Raw genomic sequence first — 21,770 nt, forward strand, 5'->3', positions numbered from 1 at the left:
TGCGTGTAAGACCTTCTGAAGGCAGGCCGCTTTCCAGTTCCTGAACACAGCAGGGGTCAGCGGCAGCACGGCACCTACCGGGCAACACCACTCGACCAACGATGAGGACATTCTTCGATGACCGACACGACTACTAAGCGAACTGACATCAGTACGCTACGCGAGAAAGCGATCGCGGAACTCATTGCGGCGGACACGATCCGTTCGAAGGAGGTCGAGGAGGCCTTCCGTGCCGTGCCCCGACATGTGTTCATCCCCGAGGCGACGGTCGAGGAGGCGTGGGCTCCGTTCAAGGCCGTGCCGACCAAGCGGGACGAGCATGGCAACACGATCAGCTCGGTGTCGGACATGCACGTCCAGTCCTACATGCTCACCGCGGCGCAGATCCGTTCGGGGATGAACATCCTCGAATACGGGTCCGGTGGTTACTTCGCTGCTCTGACCGCCGAGGTCGTCGGTCCGTCCGGTCATGTGACGTCGGTCGATATCGACGAGGACGTCACCAACAGAGCCAGCGAGCTGCTGGACAAGGCGGGGTATGCCTCGCGGGTCGAGGTGCTCTTGGCCGACGCCGGGGCCGGCGTCCCTCACCGGGCGCCTTACCACCGGATCATGGCGACGATGGGTGTGTGGGAGATCCCGTGGGTCTGGGTCGATGAACTCACCGACGATGGTCTGCTGGTGGTCCCGCTGCGCATACGCGGTCTGACCCGCACCATCGCGTTCGCCAAGGACCCCGAGACCGGCGGCCTGGTCAGCGTCGATTCGAAGATGTTCGGGTTCGTCCCGGTTCAAGGAGAAGGCGCGCACCAAACCAAGCTCGTGCTCCTGGGCGACGGGGAGGTGACGCTGGCGTTCGATGACGACGACCACGCCGGCTCCCTGGACCCGGCCCAGCTACACGACGTGTTCGACAGCGAACGGGTGGAGGTGTGGAGCGGCGCGGTGATCGGCAACTTCGAGTTGCTCGACACCGTGCAGATGTGGATGGCCACCACCCAGGATGGGTTCTGCTGGCTCACCCTCGATGGTGACCGCGACAGCGGTGCGGTGTCCCTGCCCGGCGGCCGCAAGCGGGCGTTGGCCGTGGTCGACGGCCCCAACCTCGCATACGTCCTCACCCGCACTGCCACCACCGCGGAGAAGTCGGTGGAGTTCGGCGTCCACGCCTACGGTCCGGACGCCACCGGGCTCGCCGAGCGGATCGCCGAGCAGCTTCGGGTGTGGGGCCGCGACCACCGTGGCGGCCCCGGCGCCCAGTACCGGATCTACCCCGCAGGCACTCCCGACCACGCCATCCCCGACGGACGGATCATCGACAAGTCCGCATCGCGGGTCTCGATCTCCTGGCCCGACGCACCAGCCCTCTAGACAGGCGGTGCGGAAAGCCAGGGTGTCCCATCCCCCTCGTAGCAAAGGAGCCCTCATGACGTTCCACCACAGCGAGCAGGGCGGCGGTCTCGCGGTCGCCGAACGGCCCTTCCCCTCCGGAGCCCCGGCCGTCCTCGACTCGTTCGACGACGAGTTCGGGCTCGACGTCCAGGTGCTGGTGACGCTCGCGCCGATCGGCCGGAACGACTGCCCGACCGACGACGGCTGCGGCAACACCTGCTCGGGCAGCGACAGCTCGTGCAGTTCCTCGATGAACGCCCTGTGACCGACGCCGGCTCGCGCTCTGCACCCGGTAGGTAGAGTCCGCCCGGCCGCAACCACATGCGTGGTGCGGCCGGGCGGTCCCCTCGACGTGGGGAGGCCCTGTGCCTGTTTCAGTTCAGAGCTATCGGTGGCCTGGCGTCGGCCTGCTCCGGGCCAGTACAGCCCCGCCAGGTCTGGCCACGGTGCTGCCCGCCGACCTTGATCTGACCCAGCCTGGCGACCTCGACCGTGCCGCGCAGGCGCTCGCTGGGCTCCGGCACCGTCCTGAGGTGCGGGCCGCGCTCATCGTGGCCAGCCCTGATCTCGTTGCCGCGCTTGATGCGGTAGTTCCTGGTCGGCCTTATGCGGGTGTGGGTGAGCGGCGGTTGCGTCGCCTGGTCACCTCCACCGCTTCTTATCTGCAGCGCTGGCAGCACCGTGCCACCCCCTTCGGCCTGTTCGCAGGGTTCGGCACGGTCGGTTCCGGTCCGGCGGCCGCCCTCCGATGGGGGCCTGACCACCAGGTGTTCCGGCAGGTCGATCCCGGCTGGCTGGGTCAAGTACTCGCCGACCTGCACGCTTGTGATGCGCTCCGGGAACGTCTCATCGTCGTCACCAACGGCGCTCTCACTCGACGCGGGGACCGGATCATCGGTCCTGGCCCTGTTCCTGTCGACCCTGACGAGGCGGCGGCCGTCGAGGTGTCGGTGCGGGCCACCCGTCCGGTCCTCGCGGCGTTGGAGGCCGCCCGAGCTCCGTCCCGCGTCGGAGATCTGGCCGACACCCTGGCCGGGGCCTTTCCCCACGCCGCGCCAGGTCAGATCGCTACGGTCCTGGCGGAGTTGATCGGTCAGAACCTGCTGATCAGCTCATTGAACCCTCCGGCGAGTTCTCCGGATGCGCTCGGCCACGTGTGCGCGGTTCTCCGCCGGATCGCCGCGGACGACATCCCCGAGGCCGCTGAACTGGTCCAGACGCTAGGCGCTCTGCATGAGGGCATCTCCGCCGCCCAACCGCTCCTCGCCGAACATGGCGACGACCAGGCTGGCGAAACTACGGAAGGGCTGGTGTCGCTTCGGGCTGAGGTCGTGCTGGACGCCCATGTCGACCTTCCCGAACAGGTCGCCCACGAGGCCGCGCGGGCGGCAGGGGCGCTGTGCCGCTTGTCTCCCTACCCGTTCGGCACTGCCGCCTGGCGCGACTACCATGCCCGGTTCGTCGCCCGGTACGGCACCGACCAGCCCGTCGGTGTCCTGGAACTGACCGGCGACAGCGGACTGGGATTCCCTGCGGGCTACCTCGGGTCCGGTGCGGGACGGGCACCCCGCCCGTTCACTCGCCGCGATGAGAAGCTCCTCCTTCTGGTACAAGAGGCCATCGCCGACGGCGGTGAGCTGCTGCTCACCGATGCATTGATCGCCGACCTCGCCGACGACCAGGACGCAGTGCTCACCTGGCCGGACCGCGTCGAGATCGGCGTTCAGGTCAACGCCGCCTCCCTCCAGGACATCGACCGAGGCGCGTTCACGCTCCTGGTCACCGGCAGTCCACGCACCGGCAGCAGCATGATCGGCCGGCACACCCAGCATCTCCCCCAGCCCGCACGCAAGGCGCTGGCCGACACTTTCAACACCACAGACCCCGCAGCGGTCGCCGTCCAGTTGTCGTTCCCGCCGCTCCACCGCCGCAACTACCCACTGGCAGCATCGATCCCGTTGGTCGACCGCATCCTTCCCCTCGCCGAGCAACCCGCTGATCCCGCCATCGAGCACGCTGCCCGTGGAGTCGAGACGATGACGGTGGCCGACCTGGCAGTCGTCGCCGAACTCGACCGCTTCCATCTGATCCACCAGCCCTCGGGGAAGCGGATAGAAGTCCGCGTCCCGCACGCGCTGGAGGCCACCGCCCATATCGGTGCGCTCGCCCGACTCCTGTCAGAGATCTCCACCGCCCGCGGCACCCTGTATGCAGGGTTCTACTTCGGAGCCGCTGACCGGCTGCCCTACTTGCCGCGCGTCCGCTACCGGCGGACAATCCTGGCCGCAGCCCGATGGCTCCTACCTGCCACCGCTCTCCCCGCTCCCACCGCGACCACGCAGGTATGGGATGAAGCACTCACGCAATGGCGGCAACGTTGGTCGGTTCCCACCTGCATCACGGTCGTGGAGATAGACCGGAAGCTCCCTCTCGATCTCGAACAGCCGCTCCACCGGCACCTTCTACGGACCCGCCTCAACCAGACGAGCAGGCTGGAGATCCGCGAGACCCTCAGCGATCACACATGGATCGGCCGCGCCCACGAACTCCTCCTCCCTCTTCGCCTCACCACTTCCAGTCCCGCCTCACCAGCCCTTGCGGCCAGCCGTCCCCTCGAAGCCGTTGCCAGATCCAGCTGGGTTTCGAGACTGCCCGCGGCTGCGACGACCGTGTCCGCACAACTGCACACCCATCCCGCCCGATGGGACGAGCTCCTCACCGGCTACCTGCCGCATCTCCTGGAGAGCATCCCTGACCTTCAGGGCTGGTGGTTTCGCCGCCATCACGACCTGCGTCACCCGGACCGCATGCCCTATCTCGCCCTCTACCTACAAGCGAGCTCCTCGGACGGCTATCCGGTAGCGACTGGACACCTCGCCGCCTGGACCAACGAGCTCATCAACCAGAACCTGGCTGCTGCCCTCGTACTCGACACCTACTGGCCCCAGCCCGGCCGCTATGGCCACGGACCCGCGCTCGAAGCCGCGCACCGGCTGTTCACTGCGGACTCCGCTGCAGCCCTCGCCCAGATCGACCTGTCCCTACACACCGGAATCCCGACAGCAGCGGTCACAGCCGCGAGCATGCTCGATCTCGCCGCCGCTCTGGCCGGGAATATCGATGATGGGACGCTTCGCCTGATCGCTGACCTGCCTCAGCAGCACGGCCCTCTTGATCCTGGCCTGCGCGACTACGCCCTGCACCTCACCCACCCGACAACCGACCTGACGGCGCTGCCTGGAGGAAGCCAGATGATCAGCGCGTGGCGCCGACGCGCTACCGCTCTAGCCGACTACCGCGAGGCGTTGGCAGCCGGACGCGACCCGATAGCGGCGCTGCCGGTGCTGCTACGGGATCACCAGCGCCGCACTTTGGGCGCTTCCGGAGAGCAGACTGTGTTGCGGCTCGTCCGCGCCTGCGCGCTGCGCCACACTCGTCAGACGGCACGATGACGACCGACCCCAGGACCTCCATCACCGTTGAAGCAGCCGTCCAGCACTGCCTGGCCCGTCTTCCAGATCCCGGTCCGGCGCCGCAGGACGATCCGTGGATCGCGCATTCCCTCACCCGCGGGGCTGCCGGAATCGCGATCTGCCATATCGTGCGAGCTCACCACGGCGAGACCTCATGGCAGGCCGTCCATGCATGGATCACGCAGGCGTGCGCCGGGCCGGTCAGCGCCAGCCCTAACACCGGTCTCTTCCAGGGGCTTCCTGCCATCGCGTTCGTCCTGCACACCACTGGCCGCTACCGGCACGGCCTCGCCGACACCCTCCCCGCCTTCACCTACCTCGCACACCGGCGGGCCGCTGACGTCCACGACCGGATCGAGGCAGGAGCTCTCGGTACGTTCCGTGAGTACGACGTGTTCTTCGGTCTCGCAGGACTCGGCTCCCTCCTGCTTCGGCTGGACCCGGACGGAGCCGCCCTCGAAGCCGTCCTGACCGCTCTGGTCGCTCTCACCCGGCCCTTGCACATCGACGGGGAATGGCTACCCGGCTGGTGGACCAGCCACGACCCCCACCGCCGCGTATCGCCGAAGTTCCCCGGCGGTCACGCGAATTTCGGGTTCGCACACGGGGTCACGGCCATTCTCGGAGCGCTGGCGATCAGTGCAAGATCGGGCCGCATCGTCGACCATCACCACGACGCCATGGCCACGATCCTCGATCACCTCGCGTCTTGGCGGCAGGACGGACCCGATGGCCCGTGGTGGCCCCAATGGATCAGCCGTGCAGACCATGCGGCCGGACGCCCCACCCAGACCGGGCCAGGCCGACCCAGTTGGTGTTACGGAACCCCCGGGATCGCCCGGGCCGGTCAGCTCGCCGGCCTGGCTCTGGGCGACGCCGTCATCCAACGCGCCTACGAAGACGCCTTCGCCGCCTGCCTCACCGACCCCGCCCAGCAGAACCACATCACCGAACCCGGACTGTGCCACGGCGCCGCAGGCCTCTACCAGACCGCCTGGCGGGCAGCCCACGACGCCACCACCCCCGCGATCAGCCATCACCTGCCCGGCCTCGCCAACCGGCTCGTTCGGCTCGCGGCTCATCCGCACGCTCAAGGCCCCGGATTCCTCGACGGCGACGCCGGGACCCTCGCCGCCCTCTACACCCTCCTTCAAGCGCAGTCCGCCGGAAGACCACCCGACCCTGGATGGGATGCATGCCTGCTCCTGACCTGAACGCAGCCGCCCTCCCCGACAGCGACGCCCTCGACCTCTCACCCGAGACGCCAGGCCAGGAGTGGTGGCACGTCTTCATACGATTCGCTGACTGGGCCACCGCGGAACAGATCTCCACTGCCCGTCTCGCCCCGCTCCTGAACGCCGCCACCCAGCCGGACGGTGCCTGGTGGTTCATCCGCAAACACCCCGACTGGCGCATCCGTATCCAAGCCCCAGCCGACCAGCGCCCTCACCTCAAGGCACGCTTCGATCAGCTGGTCGACGAGGGCGTGCTCACCCGCTGGCAGACCGGCCGCTACGAACCCGAGACCTCCGCGTTCGGTGGCCCCGACGCCATGACCGCCGCGCACACCCTGTTCGCCGCTGACAGCCACGCCCTCCTCCACCCACCGCCGCTCCCCATCGGCAGGCGGGAACTGTCGATGCTGTTCCTTGGAGTTCTCGTCCGCGGTGCGGGCCTCGAACCCTATGAGATCGGTGACGTATGGGCGAAAGTCGCCCGCGACCGCCCCCTGCCCGCCGATATCACCGACGGCAAACTCGCGGCGCTCACCACCACCATCACCACGCTCCTGCGCACCGACCTCCATCCCCACGGGGCGGCGTTCGGGCCCACCGGCCCGCTCGCCGCTGCCACCCACCACGCCGAAGCCTTCCGCACCTGCGGGCAGGCCCTGGCCCGGCTTGCCCGCGAAGGCCGATTGGAACGTGGCTTGCGTACCGTTCTCGCCTACCACGTGATCTTTCACTGGAACCGCGCAGGCTTCGAAGCCCGCCAGCAGAGCCTCCTAGCCCACGCCGCCCGCGCCGCCATCCTCGGCCCCACTCCGCAAACACCACCACAACCCGCCACACGCAGGCCCTCAACGGATCACCCCAGCGGCCAGGTCGAACGGGCGCTGCGTGCCTTCCCCCTTGTACCCCGCCCCCGACTTACCTGTCCTGCGCTCTTTCAACGGCTGCAAGCCGTCGCCGAGCACGCTGCAGCCGCCGCAGCCTCCTGCGAACCTGAGGAAAGGGTCGACCGGGCCTGCTCCGCCTGGAACCTCGCCGCGCTCATCGCCTCCGACACCGGATTGCCCGGACTGGCCGCCGATCTGTCCTGGCAGCAGTTCCGCATCCTGCACGCCCACGGGCCGCTCCTCGGCCGGTACGCAATCGCGGCGCTCCAGCCCCTGGTCAACCTCGCCCGCCTCCACGGCCGTGCAAGCCAACCCGAGCGCATGTACCGAGCCCTCACCGACCTCGAGCATGCCCTTCAACATGGCGGCTCGTTCCTCCTGCACGACACCCTGCTCACCCTCGACGGTCTCAGCACGGCCGAGGACCCTGAGCTGCACGCCTGGTACCAGGACGTGCTGGCTCAAGACGGCACCCGGGCACTGGCAGCCACGGGCAACTGGAATGCCGCGGCCGCCCACGCAGCCCTCTACGACCCACACCCTGACCGGCTCCACGAAGGCACCCAAACCCGCGTCATCGCCCTCACTCTCGCCGGCAACCACGAAGCAGCCCTCGCACACCTCGACCAACGCCCGCCCAGTAATCGCACAGAGCAAGCCGTAGACGCCGCTCTCCGCGCGCACCTCGCCATCCGCACCGGCCGTACCCCACACGACGAGATCACCCAGCTCCTCGCCAGCATCCACGACGACTCCCAGCTGGCCGAGCAAACCGACCTGGTGCCCCTCTTGTGCCGGATACGGCTTACTCAAGCCGCAAGCGACCTCGGCGCGTCTCCAACTTCGACCAAGACGCTGTGGCGCCAGATCACCGACGCAACCCTCCGCACGGGCGACGCCTACGCGGCTCATCAAGCATCAAGATCACCATCTTGTGCGAAGTCGATCGCACCTGAGCAGGCAGCTGCCCTCACCGACCTGACCCGACGTGCTGGACTTCCGCTTCGCGATCAACCCATCTCCGTGTTGCCCGACCTCGCGATGCTCGCCGCTGCTCTTCAGCAAGCCGTTGATGTTCTCACCTGCACACTTCAACGCAGTGAATGAGCCTTGTCTCATGAGATGGCCCGGAGCCACCTCGTCGGTCCCGCTTCGGGATGAGGGCATGCGGGTCAGGCGGCTCCTGGACGGCGCGTGCTCGGTCAAAGAGCGGGAGCTGCACCGCCAGAGCACCGCATCCGGCGTCTGAGGAGAGACTCAGATCCGCGTCCACACTGGGCAGGGCCCCGCTGCGCGGGCAGGCGATTTCCCGGGAGAAGAGGGGCTCAAGTCCGGGCGAACGGCGGGCCAAGCGTCTCACCGAACGCACGCGGTGAGACGCTGCGGCGCGGGGTCGTCTCACGGTCTGTGCCTGATGGGACGACCCGGTGAGACGGCTCTGTACCGCAGCGTCTCACCGGGCGCAGTCTGTGAGACGGCTGCCACTGCCTGCGGTCCGCTGGTCATCGCTCGGCGGTGGTCGGCCCAGCCGATGAACGAGCCGAGGAACGACCTGCGGCTCTCCGTGGCGCGAGGCTCAGTTCTCCCCCTGGCCGACGCTCTCAGCGTCCTGGGACGCAGGAGATGGGCTCTGGGAGGGACGGATTCCCTGACGCAGCGCAAAATAGCAAAGCAGAAGAAAGTACACCCCCACTACCAGGATCACCGTGTTGAGAAGACGGTCCTCCGAAGTCTGCACCAACGCGATGATCGCGCCGGTCACCAGGAATGACCCGCAGCCAAAGGAGACGGTGCCGCACCCGAGGGAGTATGCCCGTTCCTCTTTTGCAGTCAGCTTGATCTTGTGCAGCGGGGTGGACGGCTGCGCGGACTTCCGCTCGCGCTCGGCCGAGGCGGGGACGGCGGCGGCCGGTTTGTTCACGGTCAGCTTGATGCGCAGCGGGGTGGACGGTTGCGCGGACTTCCGCTCGCGCTTGGCGGAGGCGATGACGGCGGAGGCCGGTTTGTTCGCGGCCTTCATCCGGCCCCAGGGGTCGTACTGGAACAACGCGATGTCCATGGCCTCGCCGTAGGCCAGCGCCGGTGCCGAGTAAGCGCTCCCGGTGAAGAAGAACAGCTGCTGTTCTCCCCGCATGCGGGCGCCCACCAGTCGCTGCAACTCGGCGCGGCCGACCGCGGCGCCCTGGAACTTCACCTGGCCGAGGGCCTTGCGGGAGCGGATGTCGATTCCGCCATCAGCGCCTGCGGGGGTCACGGTGGCATCGGTGAAGCCCCAGTGCCGCATCCATGCTGCGGCGTTGTGCTCCGCTGTTTTCCAGTCATCGACTGGTCGGCGTTCAGGTTCCGGAATCAGCACCCCGGGATGATATCCGGACGCTCATTACGAAATCCCCCTCTGTATCGATGGAATCTCGGAGGCTGAGACAAGGCATGCGCAGACGATACGGTGCGTTCCTACCTCGAAACTCTATGCACCGGCACCTGGAGTGACCGGATGCAGAACAGAAGACCCCCGCCCCCGCCCCTCGGCAGTCGGGCATGGTTACGGGGATGCCGCCCAGCCGCGATGAAGCCAGTCGAGCATGTCAACCGGGGCCAAGGTTTGGACGAGTGCGTCGTAGCGTTCCAGGTCGCCTGTCGTAAGCACGGTGTTGATGGTGCGGTCGGGCCCGTGGGCAAAGAACGCCTGATGGTCTTTGAAGAGTCTGAGGCCCTCGTCCGGGAGTACAGCTACCGCACGAGAGCGCATCTGCTCGAATGTCGCCGCCCGTATGAGGGAGGGCCAGCGTTGTTCGGGAACGCTGATGGCGAGCCGGTCGGCCAGAGCCCTCATCTGTGCTCCCAGGTCGCGGGCGAGATCGGCGTAGTGCAGCAGCACCGTGTGAGGGGCGTCGCGGAGATCCCATGCCTGACTCAGGTGGTTGATCATGGCGCGCAGGGAGTCGAGGTGTGTGGTGGCGGGCCGGGCATCGAGGAACCAGTCCAGCACTCGCTCTCGTGGCGTCGGGGAGGCTGCCGTAGCGGGCCGGGCCTGCGGTGGGTGGGCAGGGTCGAGGAGTTCGTTGATGTGGCCGGTGTCGAGGTTGCGGCGGTGGGCGTCCATGGACGGTGCGACGTCTCGCGGGTCCCGGCCGATGGTCAGGTAGGTGACGGCCGGGTCGTGGGGCAGGCCGTCCAGCGGAGTGTGGGTCTTGATGAAGCGGCGGTGCTGCTGCTCCTCCAGGATTCGGAGGACCTCAGGCAAGGGCCGTAGGCGCATGTCCAGCCAAGGCGACAAGGTCGTCAGCGGCGCCTGCAAGTCCGGCGTCTGGAAGACCAGCAGGGCGCAGATCATCTGCAGCCATGTCGTCCCGCACTTGGACGGAGCACTGATCACGATGTCCCCCGGACGGAAGACGAACCCCGCCCACCGACTGCTGTCGGTCAATCCGCTGCGGTACCGGCGAAGTTCAGGAGGCGAGATCTCCGGCATGGTCAACTCTGAAGGCATCCCAGAGCAGGCACGTACCGGGGCCTGTGTGTTCGAGGTTCGGAGGGCCTGGCGTTCGCCGTACCGCTCTTCATCAAGGAACCAGGGAGGCAGCATACGCTGCGGCGGCGGTGATGAGATCGGGCAGTTCCTCAGGCACTGCAAGCGCGGCAACCTCATCGACCGGCACCCACAGGTAGCCGCTGGACTCGTGGTTGAGGACCACTTCCCCCGCTAGCGGGCGGGCGAGGTAGACGGCGTCGATATGCCGGTGACGGCCGATCTGCTTGTCCCGCACACCGATGTCCATCACCATGAACGGCCGCGGCACCTCTGCGACCTTGGGGTGGGAGAAGCAAGGACGGTAGAGCAGTTCGACGTCCAGGCCGGTCTCTTCCCGGATTTCACGCAGGACGGCGGTAGCAGGGTCTTCGTTCTCGACGTGGCCGCCGGGGTAGATGTAGCTGCCGGTGCCCTTGGTGGACTTCAGCAACAGCACCCGGTCGTCGGTGAGGATCACCGCTGAGGCGGTTGGGTGAGTGATCAAGTGACTTCTCCTTGGGCTGGAGGGAGCTCTCAGCGTCAGTGTGCCTTTCGTCCTGCGCACCGGATCGCGAACATGCTCTCCGGGCATGGCTCAGCTTTCACTGCCTCTCCGTTCACATCTCACTTCGCAGGCGCCACTTTGTGCAATGAACCGGTTACGGTAGGCACAGGAAGTTAGGATCCGGGGAATGGGCACGACTGCAGCCGAACCTGCCACCGAACCCGACGTCGACCGGCTCCGGACCGCGATGGTCGCCCGGCTCAAAGAACAGGGCTCCCTCTGCTCCCCTGAAATCGAAGCCGCGTTCCTGGCTGTGCCCCGGGAGCGGTTCGCGCCCGAGGCCGACCCTGTGGAGGTCTACCGGCACAACGAGGTCGTCGTCACCCGGCGCGGCGCCGACGGCCGGGCCACCAGTTCGATCTCGGCGCCCTGGCTCCAGGCCGAGATGCTCGCTCATGCCGCGCTGCGGCCCGCAGAACGGGTTCTGGAAGTTGGCAGCGGCGGGTACAACGCGGCTCTGATCGCTGAGATCGTCAGCACGCAAGGTGCTGTCACCACTGTCGACATCGATCCGTTCGTCACCGAGCGCGCCCGGCGCTTCCTCACCGAGACCGGCTACGGCGATGTCCGTGTCGTCTTGGCCGATGCCGCTGACCTCCCGGACGCTCTGGGGCCGTTCGACGCCATCATCGTCACTGTCGGGGTCTGGGATGCGGCGCCAGCCTGGATCGACCGGCTGGTGCCGGGCGGCTGGCTGGTGGTGCCGCTGCGGTTCGGCGGGATCACCCGCTCGATCACCTTCGTCAGGGACGACCGCGGCCGCCTTCTCGGCCACCACCCGACCGTCTGCGGTTTCGTCGCCGCCCAAGGAGGATGCGCCCACTCTGAGCAGGAGGTCTCGAGCGGGCGCTCCGCGCTCCCCGGACCGAGCTGTGGTCGGGCATCACCGCTGGGAACGGCGAGCCTTTCGACACCCTCTATCTGTGGCTGATGACGGCGGCCCCAGAGGCCGCCGGCATCATCTGGCAGGACCTCCAGTGCGACGTCAACCTGGTCGATCTCGCATTAAAATGGTTCAACCCTGCGCTCATCACGAATGACAGCTTCGCCTATCTCACCGTCCGCCGCACCGAACCCGACCCCGCGACGGGTGCGCCCGGCTGGGAGTTCGGTGTCCACGGACACGGTCCCTCAGGAGATGAACTCGCCCACCGGTTCATCGACCACATCCACCACTGGAACACCGAACGCCGCCGCAGCCGAGAACCGTCCTTCACGCTCTACCCTGCCGGGATGGAGGTCGAGCGGCTGGCGGTGGGGCGCGTCTACCCCAAGGCGGCCTCCCGGCTGGTGATGAGTTGGGAGTCCTGAGCCGCCGCGGGGGAGGCTGTCGGCCGTTCTGCGACCCATCCTGTGGTTCGTCCTGAGGACCGCAGGCCTCGGCCTGTTCGGGACCACTCTCAACTCATCGAACCCACCAGACCCTGTGGGATCGGGGCGGCGCTGATGGAAGGCATCGGACGGACCCTCTATCAGTCGGCTGCGGCTGTCCCCGCCGTCTTCAGCTGCGCAGCGAATGTCCGGATCCAAGACCGGTCCTCAGGAAAGACGCTCTCCCAGTCATGCAAGAGCGGCGTCCAGGCGGCAGGCTGATGGCTCTCACCGACCGGAACGAAAGAGGCGTCCATGACCGCCGCATATGACAGCCCCAGCGTCGGTTCCCAGTCCAGCCGGTAAGCGCGGACCGCCACAGCCACCGGGAACTCCAGAAGGTCGGCGTTGAGGCCGGTCTCCTCTCGCAACTCCCGGTGCGCCGCCTCGCGGGGCGTCTCGCCGGTTTCGACCGTTCCGCCGGGCGGGACCCAGCCGCGCCAGCGGTGCCGCACCAGCAGCACATGCTCAAAAGCGGTATCGAACACCCACGCCTCCGCAGCCAACGGAGCCATCGGCCCCCGTATAGCGATCCCCAGCCAGGCCAGTGCATTGTCATAGACGGTGAGAGCCGCCCGCGCATCAGCGAGGCAGGAGGCGAGAGTGCGCTGGTCAAGCCCAGTGCGCGTCATCATCCCAGCGTAGCGGGAAGGACGTCGCGGGCATGGTGATGTCCATGAAGGCCCCCACCCGGCCGCACAGCCGCAACGGCAGACCCTCAAACCCGCTCAGACCATCCTGTCCACCACAGGCCGCCCTCGCCAGCAGCGGTTCACCGGTGAGCGCGCAAGGGCAGACAGCCCTCATGCCCTCCATCCCCGACGCCGGCATGGACGCCCTCACCCATGACCGCAACCTCGCCCACCTGCTTGACCTTCTGTCGCTGCTGCCCGCCCCGAAGCAGGATCCCGCCTTCTGGACCTCACTGGCCACCTACCACGGTGTGGACGTGAGCTACGTCTTCCAGAAGATGACCTTGCTTCCCCGCATGCTCACCGAGCGGACACCGGCCAGCGTGGCGATGCTGTGCGAATACCTTCTGCTGTTCTTCGGCAAGGACGACGCCCGGCTCTACGCGGTGCTGAAAACGCCCACCGCAGATCTCGCACTCGGGAAAGACTACGACTCCGGCCGGTGGTGGGCGCAGGACGTGCAGCAGACCGCATGGACACTATGGGTCCGCTACCGCAAGCACGGCGACCAGGAATGGCAGAACGGCTGGCGCGCTACACGATGGACCAGCTGGCTGCCTGTCGCTGACTGCTCTTGAAGGTCAGCGGAGGTCGCCTGCCGCTACATAGGACTGCCTTACCCGGAGGTCACACGTCAGTTCCTCCGCCCGAAGGAAACTTCCACAGCAGCAGCCACAAAGGCAGTCTTCCCACCATGAGCGACCAACTCGACACCTCCGACATCGCCCGACTGCTGAACATCTCGCGCTCCCGGGCACGGTGGCTCCGCACGGACCCCGGCTTCCCCGAGCCCGCGGGCCGAAACGAAACAGGAAGCGAGTACTGGTACGAGACGCCGGTTCTGCGGTGGGCCGCGGGCCAGGAGAGTTCCCTGGCCGATCAAGCGCCGTTGCTGTACCGGCCGGCATCGGGACGGCCTGCCCCCTATCTGAGTGCCACCGCACTCGACGGCCACCTCATGTTGAGCTGGGCAAGTGAACTCGGCAAGGTCGGGTTCCTCCATACCCCCGGCCCTGCGGAGGTGAGCAAGACGCCGCGCGCTCTCCAACGACTGGTATCGCTGGCGGACGTTGCCGTCCTTGTAGGAGTGAACGGTGGCCTGTGGAACATGTGGGGGCCGGAGCTGTGTGCGGTCGATGCCGACCGTCCCGACCGCCCCTACATGCCCCGCTGGACTGATGTGCAGCAGGCGATCGGCATGCCGGTGCCGTACTGGATACCGGGCCTGAACCAGCCGCAGAAAATGGCCCGATGGCGACCCGGCTCACCCCCGGCCGTAGTACCCGCTCGGCATCCCTACCTCGACACCGCTCCGCTGCTGCGCCTGTTCTCTGACGAACCTGACGCCTCCACTGCGGGCCAGGCCGCCCTCGCCCTGGCCCGCGAGATCGACCGGCGCTTCACCCGGGAGATCGTCAGCGAGATCAACGCGATCCACAAAGCCATGGACAAAGAGGCGATAGCCTTGGCGACTACGGTCGACCCCCTTCCCCGGGCCGCCGAACTCGATGAGGTCATCCTGCGGGACGGGTGGGCGCAGATCTTGGCTCGCACCGATCAGCTCGCCCGTGACTGTGTCGGCCTTGCGCTGTCGTGGGACGGGGGTTTCTCCTTCCCCTACGGCGACCTCGCGGAACTCGACCCCCAGCGCTCTCCCTACGCTCGGGAGTTCATCGCCCGGCTGCAACCCACCCCCGCCACCGCAGGCCACAGTGTCACCGAGCGGACCCCCGTCCACACCTGGAGCGACCCCGCCACCGATGCCCCCGCCATCACCAGCGACGACGGCCTCGTCTATGCGGCCGTTCCCTTCCGCATCCCCAGCACCGGTGAGCTCACCGAAGCCGTCCTGCACGACGGCCAGGTGTGGATCCGCACCAGTGACGACACGCTCTACCTGGCTCCCGCCCGCAGCGGCAACGGCTTGTCCTGGGGTTATTCCGGAAGCGGCCCCACCACCCTGGCCGAGCTCCTCGACCGGCTCCTGGACGACATCACCACTCCCGCCCTCCACGCCAGCACCTCCCCGGATGACTTCCCCCGCGGGCTGTTCGAGCTGGTCCGAGGCATTCCGCAGAACGGAAGCGCCGTCCTCACCCGTGCGCAGCTCCTGGCCGCACGCCGTCAGGACTGAACGTAGGCCGCCGCGGCACCCTGGCCGTTCCCCGAGTTCCAAGAGGTCGTCCTGGCCTGTCTTGCACCCGATCCCGCTGTCCGGCCCACCGCCGGGCAACTGGCCGCCGCTCTGTCCTGACACGGCTGATCGGCCTGTTATCCGGCCCCTTCAGTACCTGGTTATTCTTGGAAGTGGGGAAGACGCCCTCTCGACTCCGAGCCGTTCGCGCCCACGCCGCTCGCGGTGACCGAGGACAAGATGTCTGAAGACTCAGCGTCGGGCCTGTTGGCGTGACCTTTCGGTCCTGTCTGCGAGGGGTGTGGGGCTTCGCTGAGGACGACAGATGGCCAGCAACCGCCGCACAGCCGCCTCTTCCCGTGCCCGCACCCGGGCGATCCGCCGCCGGATGGCCGAGACGGGAGAGAGCTACAGCAGGGCCGCGCGCGTCGTCGACGCCCTCGCTGCGCGTCCGACGGCCGCTGAACCGCAGCAGTCTCCCCCACCGCCGCAGGATCAGGTTGCTCTGGCCGGTGAGGTGCTGCGCTACATCGACGCCTGGTGCGGTGGCGACTGGCCCGCGAGGAGGATCGGAACGGATTTTGGCGGTAGCGGGCTGAGGCTGGTGTCGGTTCGGTGACGAGCCCGCGGGCTCAGGTCGTCTGGTCCGATGGTCGGGCTTCGGTGATGGTCTTGTGGACGACGCCGATGGAGACCTTCACGCCAGCTGCGATGGTGCGGATGGATTCGCCGCGGCGGTGGCGGTCGAGGATGGCGGCGCGTTTGTCGTCGTCGACGACGGGTCGGCGGCCGCCGACCTTGCCTTGTCGGCGGGCGGCTTCCAGGCCGTTGAGGGTCTTCTTGACGATGTCGCGGCGCCGGTCTTCGGCCAGCGCGAGCGCGAGGTCGAGGAGGAAGGACCGCTCGGTGTGCTCGCCGGCGGCGATGCCTTCCAGGACTTTGACGCCGATGCCCTGCTGGAACAGGTCGTTGAGGACGATGAGTCCTTCGAGGAGGTTGCGGCCGAGCCGGTCGACCTCCTGGACGCACAGCATGTCGCCCTCGCGGACGTAGGACAGCGCGGCCAAGAGGTCGGGCCGGTCGGCGGTGGCGAGCTTGCCGCTGGTCTTCTCCTCGAACACCTTGAGGCAGATCGGTTCGAGGGCGTCGTGCTGCCGCTGGGTCTTCTGCTTGTCGGTGGAGACCCGGACCAGGCCGATGAGCGCCACGGGGCCGCCTTCCGTTCATCAAACGCCTCGCGTGAGGAATCCGAACGCTAACACGATCCGGATCAAGATGAACGGGAAAAAGAACGCCCGATCCGGACACCGCGCACTGGGGCCGGGGTTCGGCGGGGCGTGGTGTTCGTGTTCGTCAAACGACCGTTAGATGAACGCGCCGACGCCCGGCCCGATGGCCCCCGGTGTCTTCTGCCGTATGCCAGTCGCACCCCCCAGCACGGCTCGGTTAGCGGGACTTCTCGCTCCAATGCTCGTCAAGCCCGGTTCCTGCGATGCCACTCTCTTGGCATGCGTGTTTGCAAACCCTATGCTTTGCAAAGTGAATGAGCATGGAGTGGTCGACGACCGGGAGCCGAAGCCGCATCCGGTTCGCCAGGCGCTGTTGGAGTTGATGGCGCGCCGAGGCGTCATCACGGCGACCGACGCGGCGAGGGAACTGGGTGGCAGCACCGGCCTGTACTCCTTCCACCTGCGGAGCCTGGCTCGGTTCGGGCTGATCGAGGAGAGCCCGGCAGAGGGCGGGAAGGCGCGCCCCTGGCGGTTGGTGACGGGAGACCGCGCCGTGGTGACGGAGCGGACGGAAGCCGAGGCCGGGGATGGTCTTGGGCTGCTGGCCCGGGGTCTGGAGGATGAGAGTTACAGCAGGTGGCTGGAGGGCAAGGCACGGGCACCTGCTCGCTGGCGGCGCGATGAGAGCTTCAGCCAGGTCGTCTACCTCACGCCGGAGGAGATGGCCGGGATGGCCGAGGTGGTCAAGGCGTTGATCGCCCAGTTCCGGCACCGGGAGACCGATAGGTCCAGCCGTCCCGCCGACGCCGCTGCGGTGGCGGTGCTGGCGCGGCTGTTCCCGCTGCTGGAGTTCGAGGCCGAGGACCGGTCTTGACGGGGCCGCCTCTGGTCTCCGATTTCCGCTACCTGCGGCGGTTCCTGGCGGGTCAGGCGGCGTCGTTCCTGGGCGACGGGGTGATCGGGGTCGCGCTGGCGTTCGCGGTGCTCGATGCGGGCGGCTCGGCCGCCGACGTCGGACTGGTGATAGCCGCCCGCTCGGTCGCGATGGTGGGTTTCCTGCTGTTCGGCGGGGTCGTCGCCGACCGGGTGTCGCGCAGGACCATCCTGGTGGGCTGCGATGTGGCCCGGCTGGCCGCGCAAGCCGCGATGGCCGCGATGGTGATCGGCGGGGTGACCGCGATCTGGCCGTTGGCGGTGCTGAACGTGCTGCACGGCACGGCCAGCGGGCTGTTCGCTCCCGCGGCGGTGGGGATCGTGCCGTCGATCGCTCCCGCCGGGCGGCTCCAGCAGGCCAACGCGATGCGCGGTATGGCCTACTCTCTGGGCAACATCGCCGGTCCCGCCCTGGCCGGTGTCCTGGTCGCCGCTTTCGGGCCCGGCCAGGCCATCGGGGCCGCGTCCGCGGCGTACCTGGTGAGCGCGGTCCTGCTGGCGCGGCTCCCGGCCACCGCACCCGGGCCGTCGGACGGCCGCTCGGTCCTCGGTGACCTGCGGGAGGGCTGGAAGGGGTTCCGCGCCCGCCGCTGGGTGTGGGCTACCGTGGTGTTCTCCTCACTGGGCAACCTGCTGCTGGCGGCCTTCCTGGTCCTGGGCCCCGTCATCGCCGAACGCTCTCTTGGCGGGCCGCCGGCTTGGGCGGCCGTGATGACCGCGCTGGGTGCCGGGGCGTTCGTCGGCGGGCTGGCCGCTCTGCGCATCCGGCCCGGCCGTCCGCTGCGCGTCGCGGTACCGCTCGCCGCGCTGTCCGCGCTCCCGGCGCTCGCGCTCGCCGCCGACCGTCCGGTCACGGTGGTGGCCGCCGTTACCTTCACCGCAGGGATGGGCCTGACCATCTTCAACGCCCTGTGGGAGACCAGTCTGCAGACCCACATCCCCCACAGCCAACTGTCGCGGGTCAGCTCCTGGGACGACTTCGGCTCCTTCATCTGTCAGCCTCTCGGCCAGGCCCTCGTCGGCCCCCTCGCCGCAGGCATCGGCATCACCAGCACCCTGTGGCTGGCCGGAGGCCTGCAGATCTTCATCACCGCGCTTTTGCTGTGCGTGCCCGCCATCCGAACAATGCCCGCAGCCCGCGCGGACACGAGAGAACCGAGCGCTAACCCTGCTCAGACGCCGACTCGTGGAACGGCCGCAGCCCCGCGGCAGGATCGGCCCGGGTGAAGGCATAGCGGCCCAGAAAGTTGATGTGCTGATACGCGATCGGCGACAACCTTGCGCACATCTCCTGCGTGACCGGGAACCCATCGGAGCGGATCTGCTTGACCGCGGCGTCCAGGTAGAGGCTGTTCCACCACACGACCGCGTTCAAGGCGAGGCCGAGGGCGCCGAGCTGGTCCTCCATCCCCTCGCGGTAGCGCTGGCGCAGCTGGCCGCGATTCCCGAACGCGATGCGGCGGGCGAGCCGGTGGCGGGCCTCCTGCACGTTCAGCTGCGTCCCGATCATCCGCCGGTAGCCCTCGTTGGAGATGAACTGGAGCAGGTGCAGCGTCTTGAAGATGCGCCCGTAGTGCGCGAACGCCTCTCCCAGGCCGGTGGGGCGGCCGTCGCGCTGGAGCATCCGGATCAGGTCGTAGGCGCGGACCGACCCGGTCGTCAAAGAGCCGGCGACGCGGAGCATGTCGGCCCAATGTGCGCGGACCTTGTCGAGGCGGATCGTGCGCCGGGACATGGTGTCGAGGGGGCCGTAGGTGGCGCGGGTGTTGGTGCGCCACAGGCGGGTGTCGCCGAGGTCGGCGATGCGCGGGGAGAACTGGTAGCCGCAGATCGCGAACATCCCGAACACGATGTCGCTGTAGGAGGCGGTGTCCGTCACGACCGTCTCCGGGCGCGGCCCGCCGTCGAGGGTGTGGATGGCGTCGAGGATGAACAGCGAGTCCCGCAGCGTTCCGGGGACGACGAGGCCGCCGAGGCCCATGACCTGGTCGTTGACGACGTTCAGCCAGGTCGCGCCGCGCTGGCGGCCGAAGTAGATCGGGTTGTGGCCGGTGGAGAGGTTCGCGACGGGGACGGTGAAGCGCAGCCCGTCGGCCGAGGCGAGTCGCCCGCCGCCCCACGAGCCGACGAGGTCGATCCCGGCCTGCGCGGCGATCAGCCGAGCGTTCGCGGCCGACAAGGTCTCGGCCCGCAGGTAGCCCTGGTCGACCTGCTGCAACCGGGCGCGGGTGAGGGCGGTGACGTTCGGCTTCTCGATCGGCACAAGGCCGACGTTGCACGCCTCCGCGACGAGCAGCCCGCACAGGCTGACCGCGAAGTCCTCCATGGAAGTGTCGGCGCCGGAGATGTGGGTGAACTCCGCCGCCAGCTGGGTGCGGTCGAACACCTCCAGCAACAGCTCGGGGAAGTCCACCCGCGGCAGCATCCCGGCCACCAGGTCGCGGAACTCGCCCATCAGCGGCGGCTCAGCGGAGGGGCCGAGCTTGTCGACCCGCAGCTTCCCGCCCACGAACTGCACCGCGGTGTTGCCGCCGAGGCCGTCCAGGACGCGGGTGTAGGCGCCCTCCAGGGCGGAGGCGAGCTCGGCGAGGTGGCCGGCGGGCTCGTCCTCGAGTTCGAGGGCGGCCAGGACGTGCGGCCGGGCCGCGTCCCACGCCGCCCCTTCCAGGAGGCGGGCGCGCGGGTCGCCCCACCGGTCGGCGCCTGCGGCGAACACGTCCCGGCGGCGCAGCGCCGAGTGCAGGTGCATCAGCGCGCACAACGTGAACGCCGCCTTGTCGACCGTTCCCGCCGACAGATCCGGGTTCGCCAGCACCAGCGGCCGCCACGACCCCGCGATCAGATCCTCATGCGCCAAGACATCGGCCAGGCCGACACGGCGGCGCGAGCCGGCCATCACCGCCGCCGCCCGCACCATCGCCAGCACCGGCTCCCCCGCCTTGACCGCCCGAAAAGCCACGACCTCCAACAGAGGCTCCAGCAGGCCCTTCACCGTCCGGTACCGCTTCACGACCTCCGCTCGCCATGCCGCCGCGGCATCGTCATCGGACTGCGGCACGGCCGCGGTGACGGTCGCGACCGCGGCGGCGAGCTTGTCGCGCGGCACGACCTCCTCTACCGCCTTCCACGCCTCCACCAGCGACACCGACTCCTCCACCTCTGGTGCGGTGCTCATCAGGACCTCCATCGCCGAGGCGATCTGCCGGGCCGCCGAGCGCAGCTTCGGCAAAGAGCGCAGCTGCTCGGCCTTGCCCGCCCGCTCCGCCTTCGCCAACAGCTCCGAGGCCACCAGCAGGTCCAGCACGTCCAGGGCGTCATCGACCGAGGAGGTCTCCAGATGCCGGACCGTCGCCAGCAGCGTCGCGGTCTGCCGATCCGGCTCCAGATCCCGCAGCGTCGGCGCCTTCGACGCGAGCCCGTACTTCGCCAGCGCAGCGAGCTTCGCCGCCGGCACCTCACCCGCGTCCACCCGCCCGGCACCCAAGTGGCCGATCTCGGAGACCCGGTCCAGCTGGGAGGCCAGCACCCTGCCCGACGCGCGCACCGGAGACATCCGAAGGCGCTCCAGCTCCGAAGCCCGCTTCCCCTCCGGCACCTGCAGCAGCGCCCGCAGCGCGACCGCCGTCTCAGCCGGAGTGCGCTGCGCGAGCAGGGCGTGCAGGCGGGCGTTCTCCACCCGCCGGACCTCGGCCACCAGCCGGGTCAGCGTCGTGATGCCCGCCGGGAGCAGGATTCCCGCCTCCAGCAGGTGCACCACCGTCCGGTCGAACAACGCCCGCGGCCCCTCCGCCGACGCCCACACCCGCGCCGCGACGAACTGCCGCACCAGATCCTCACAGTCGGAGAACTCCGCCAGCCCCAGCAGGTCCCGGATCTCCCACGCATGCTCGTACGCCGTCTTCGGCCGCACCAGATACTCCAGCGCGCACTCCGGATCGACCCCGACCTGCTCGGCCGCGAACTCCACCACCCCGGCCGGAACGTCCAACGGCGCCTCCGCCAGGAACGCGCCCAGCATCCGGACCGTGCCCCACTGCACCGCCCACCCAACCGGGTCGCCGGCCGACGCCGCGCCTCCACCGCCTCCCGCGCCGCGGCATCCAGCCGGAAGAACCGCTCCAGCTCCCCGACCGACACCTCCCCACGGAACCGGCGATACCTCTCCACCTGCTCATCAGACAAGAAATCCACTGGCATGAGCCAGAACGCTAAAAGCCCCTGAACCCGCTCAACACCGCCGTCACCGAACCGACGCCAAGATCACCTATCTAGCGCCAAAATCCGTTCCGATCCTCCTCGCGGGCCGACTTGGGGCGGTTCACTCACGCGATGCCGCCTGCGGAGCAGTACG

General features: G+C 68.4%; 18 protein-coding genes and 1 pseudogene. 13 read left to right on the top strand and 6 right to left on the bottom strand.

Annotated elements, in window-relative coordinates:
• Positions 1-117 precede the first annotated feature (117 nt).
• The 6 genes from fxlM to ABD140_RS20580 all read left to right on the top strand — a co-directional run bounded on the left by fxlM (position 118) and on the right by ABD140_RS20580 (position 8,233).
• A complete protein-coding gene (fxlM, locus tag ABD140_RS20555) occupies positions 118-1,371 on the top strand; it encodes a methyltransferase, FxLD system (protein WP_344242516.1) in 1,254 nt (417 codons plus the stop codon).
• 55 nt (positions 1,372-1,426) lie between these two features.
• Positions 1,427-1,657, top strand: a complete 231-nt coding sequence (locus ABD140_RS20560; RefSeq protein ID WP_344242517.1) for an FxLD family lanthipeptide — start codon at positions 1,427-1,429, stop codon at positions 1,655-1,657.
• A 181-nt stretch (positions 1,658-1,838) separates the two neighbouring features.
• Positions 1,839-4,844 carry a lantibiotic dehydratase gene (locus ABD140_RS20565; protein WP_344242518.1) on the top strand — a complete coding sequence of 1,002 codons (3,006 nt, stop codon included), beginning with the start codon at positions 1,839-1,841 and terminating at the stop codon, positions 4,842-4,844.
• Positions 4,841-6,079 (top strand): lanthionine synthetase C family protein, encoded by a 1,239-nt coding sequence (locus ABD140_RS20570; RefSeq protein ID WP_344242519.1) that lies wholly within the window; start codon positions 4,841-4,843, stop codon positions 6,077-6,079. Before ABD140_RS20565 ends, ABD140_RS20570 begins: the two co-directional genes overlap by 4 nt.
• A complete protein-coding gene (locus ABD140_RS20575; protein ID WP_344242520.1) occupies positions 6,061-8,091 on the top strand; it encodes a thiopeptide-type bacteriocin biosynthesis protein in 2,031 nt (676 codons plus the stop codon). Before ABD140_RS20570 ends, ABD140_RS20575 begins: the two co-directional genes overlap by 19 nt.
• 10 nt (positions 8,092-8,101) lie before the next feature.
• Positions 8,102-8,233 carry a hypothetical protein gene (locus tag ABD140_RS20580; protein WP_344242521.1) on the top strand — a complete coding sequence of 44 codons (132 nt, stop codon included), beginning with the start codon at positions 8,102-8,104 and terminating at the stop codon, positions 8,231-8,233.
• A gap of 327 nt (positions 8,234-8,560) precedes the next feature.
• Here ABD140_RS20580 and ABD140_RS20585 read toward each other — a convergent pair whose 3' ends face one another.
• From ABD140_RS20585 to ABD140_RS20595, 3 genes are all read right to left on the bottom strand, one after another.
• The gene (locus ABD140_RS20585) at positions 8,561-9,340 is read right to left on the bottom strand and encodes a restriction endonuclease (RefSeq protein ID WP_344242522.1); all 780 of its coding nucleotides are present in this window, start codon (positions 9,338-9,340) and stop codon (positions 8,561-8,563) included.
• Positions 9,341-9,526: 186 nt separating this feature from the next.
• The gene (locus tag ABD140_RS20590; RefSeq protein WP_344242523.1) at positions 9,527-10,456 is read right to left on the bottom strand and encodes a sulfotransferase domain-containing protein; all 930 of its coding nucleotides are present in this window, start codon (positions 10,454-10,456) and stop codon (positions 9,527-9,529) included.
• A 91-nt stretch (positions 10,457-10,547) separates the two neighbouring features.
• The gene (locus ABD140_RS20595; protein WP_344242524.1) at positions 10,548-11,087 is read right to left on the bottom strand and encodes an NUDIX domain-containing protein; all 540 of its coding nucleotides are present in this window, start codon (positions 11,085-11,087) and stop codon (positions 10,548-10,550) included.
• 100 nt (positions 11,088-11,187) lie between these two features.
• On the opposite strand from ABD140_RS20595, the gene ABD140_RS20600 reads away from it, so the two are divergent.
• Positions 11,188-11,991 carry a methyltransferase domain-containing protein gene (locus tag ABD140_RS20600; protein ID WP_344242525.1) on the top strand — a complete coding sequence of 268 codons (804 nt, stop codon included), beginning with the start codon at positions 11,188-11,190 and terminating at the stop codon, positions 11,989-11,991.
• Positions 11,991-12,371: a hypothetical protein gene (locus ABD140_RS20605; RefSeq protein WP_344242526.1), complete on the top strand. Its 381-nt coding sequence runs from the start codon at positions 11,991-11,993 to the stop codon at positions 12,369-12,371. The genes ABD140_RS20600 and ABD140_RS20605 overlap by 1 nt, the downstream gene beginning before the upstream one ends.
• Before the next feature lie 161 nt (positions 12,372-12,532).
• Here ABD140_RS20605 and ABD140_RS20610 read toward each other — a convergent pair whose 3' ends face one another.
• A complete protein-coding gene (locus ABD140_RS20610) occupies positions 12,533-13,063 on the bottom strand; it encodes an NUDIX domain-containing protein (RefSeq protein ID WP_344242527.1) in 531 nt (176 codons plus the stop codon).
• Between the two features lie 173 nt (positions 13,064-13,236).
• On the opposite strand from ABD140_RS20610, the gene ABD140_RS20615 reads away from it, so the two are divergent.
• The 3 genes from ABD140_RS20615 to ABD140_RS20625 all read left to right on the top strand — a co-directional run bounded on the left by ABD140_RS20615 (position 13,237) and on the right by ABD140_RS20625 (position 15,876).
• Entirely contained in the window at positions 13,237-13,701 is a 465-nt protein-coding gene (locus ABD140_RS20615) for a hypothetical protein (RefSeq protein ID WP_344242528.1), read from the top strand.
• A 116-nt stretch (positions 13,702-13,817) separates the two neighbouring features.
• Positions 13,818-15,257, top strand: a complete 1,440-nt coding sequence (locus ABD140_RS20620) for a hypothetical protein (RefSeq protein ID WP_344242529.1) — start codon at positions 13,818-13,820, stop codon at positions 15,255-15,257.
• Positions 15,258-15,582: 325 nt separating this feature from the next.
• Positions 15,583-15,876: a hypothetical protein gene (locus ABD140_RS20625; RefSeq protein ID WP_344242530.1), complete on the top strand. Its 294-nt coding sequence runs from the start codon at positions 15,583-15,585 to the stop codon at positions 15,874-15,876.
• A 13-nt stretch (positions 15,877-15,889) separates the two neighbouring features.
• Here ABD140_RS20625 and ABD140_RS20630 read toward each other — a convergent pair whose 3' ends face one another.
• Positions 15,890-16,465, bottom strand: a complete 576-nt coding sequence (locus ABD140_RS20630) for a recombinase family protein (protein ID WP_344242531.1) — start codon at positions 16,463-16,465, stop codon at positions 15,890-15,892.
• 331 nt (positions 16,466-16,796) lie between these two features.
• Between ABD140_RS20630 and ABD140_RS20635 the strand changes: the two genes are divergently transcribed.
• Positions 16,797-17,360 (top strand): helix-turn-helix domain-containing protein, encoded by a 564-nt coding sequence (locus ABD140_RS20635; RefSeq protein WP_344242532.1) that lies wholly within the window; start codon positions 16,797-16,799, stop codon positions 17,358-17,360.
• A complete protein-coding gene (locus ABD140_RS20640) occupies positions 17,357-18,646 on the top strand; it encodes an MFS transporter (protein WP_344242533.1) in 1,290 nt (429 codons plus the stop codon). Before ABD140_RS20635 ends, ABD140_RS20640 begins: the two co-directional genes overlap by 4 nt.
• Here ABD140_RS20640 and ABD140_RS20645 read toward each other — a convergent pair.
• Positions 18,582-21,616: pseudogene (locus ABD140_RS20645) on the bottom strand (Tn3 family transposase). The gene ABD140_RS20640 and the pseudogene ABD140_RS20645 overlap by 65 nt on opposite strands.
• Positions 21,617-21,770 lie beyond the last annotated feature (154 nt).

The sequence above is a fragment of the Actinocorallia libanotica genome (genome assembly GCF_039525175.1).
GTDB classification, from domain to species: domain Bacteria; phylum Actinomycetota; class Actinomycetes; order Streptosporangiales; family Streptosporangiaceae; genus Actinocorallia; species Actinocorallia libanotica.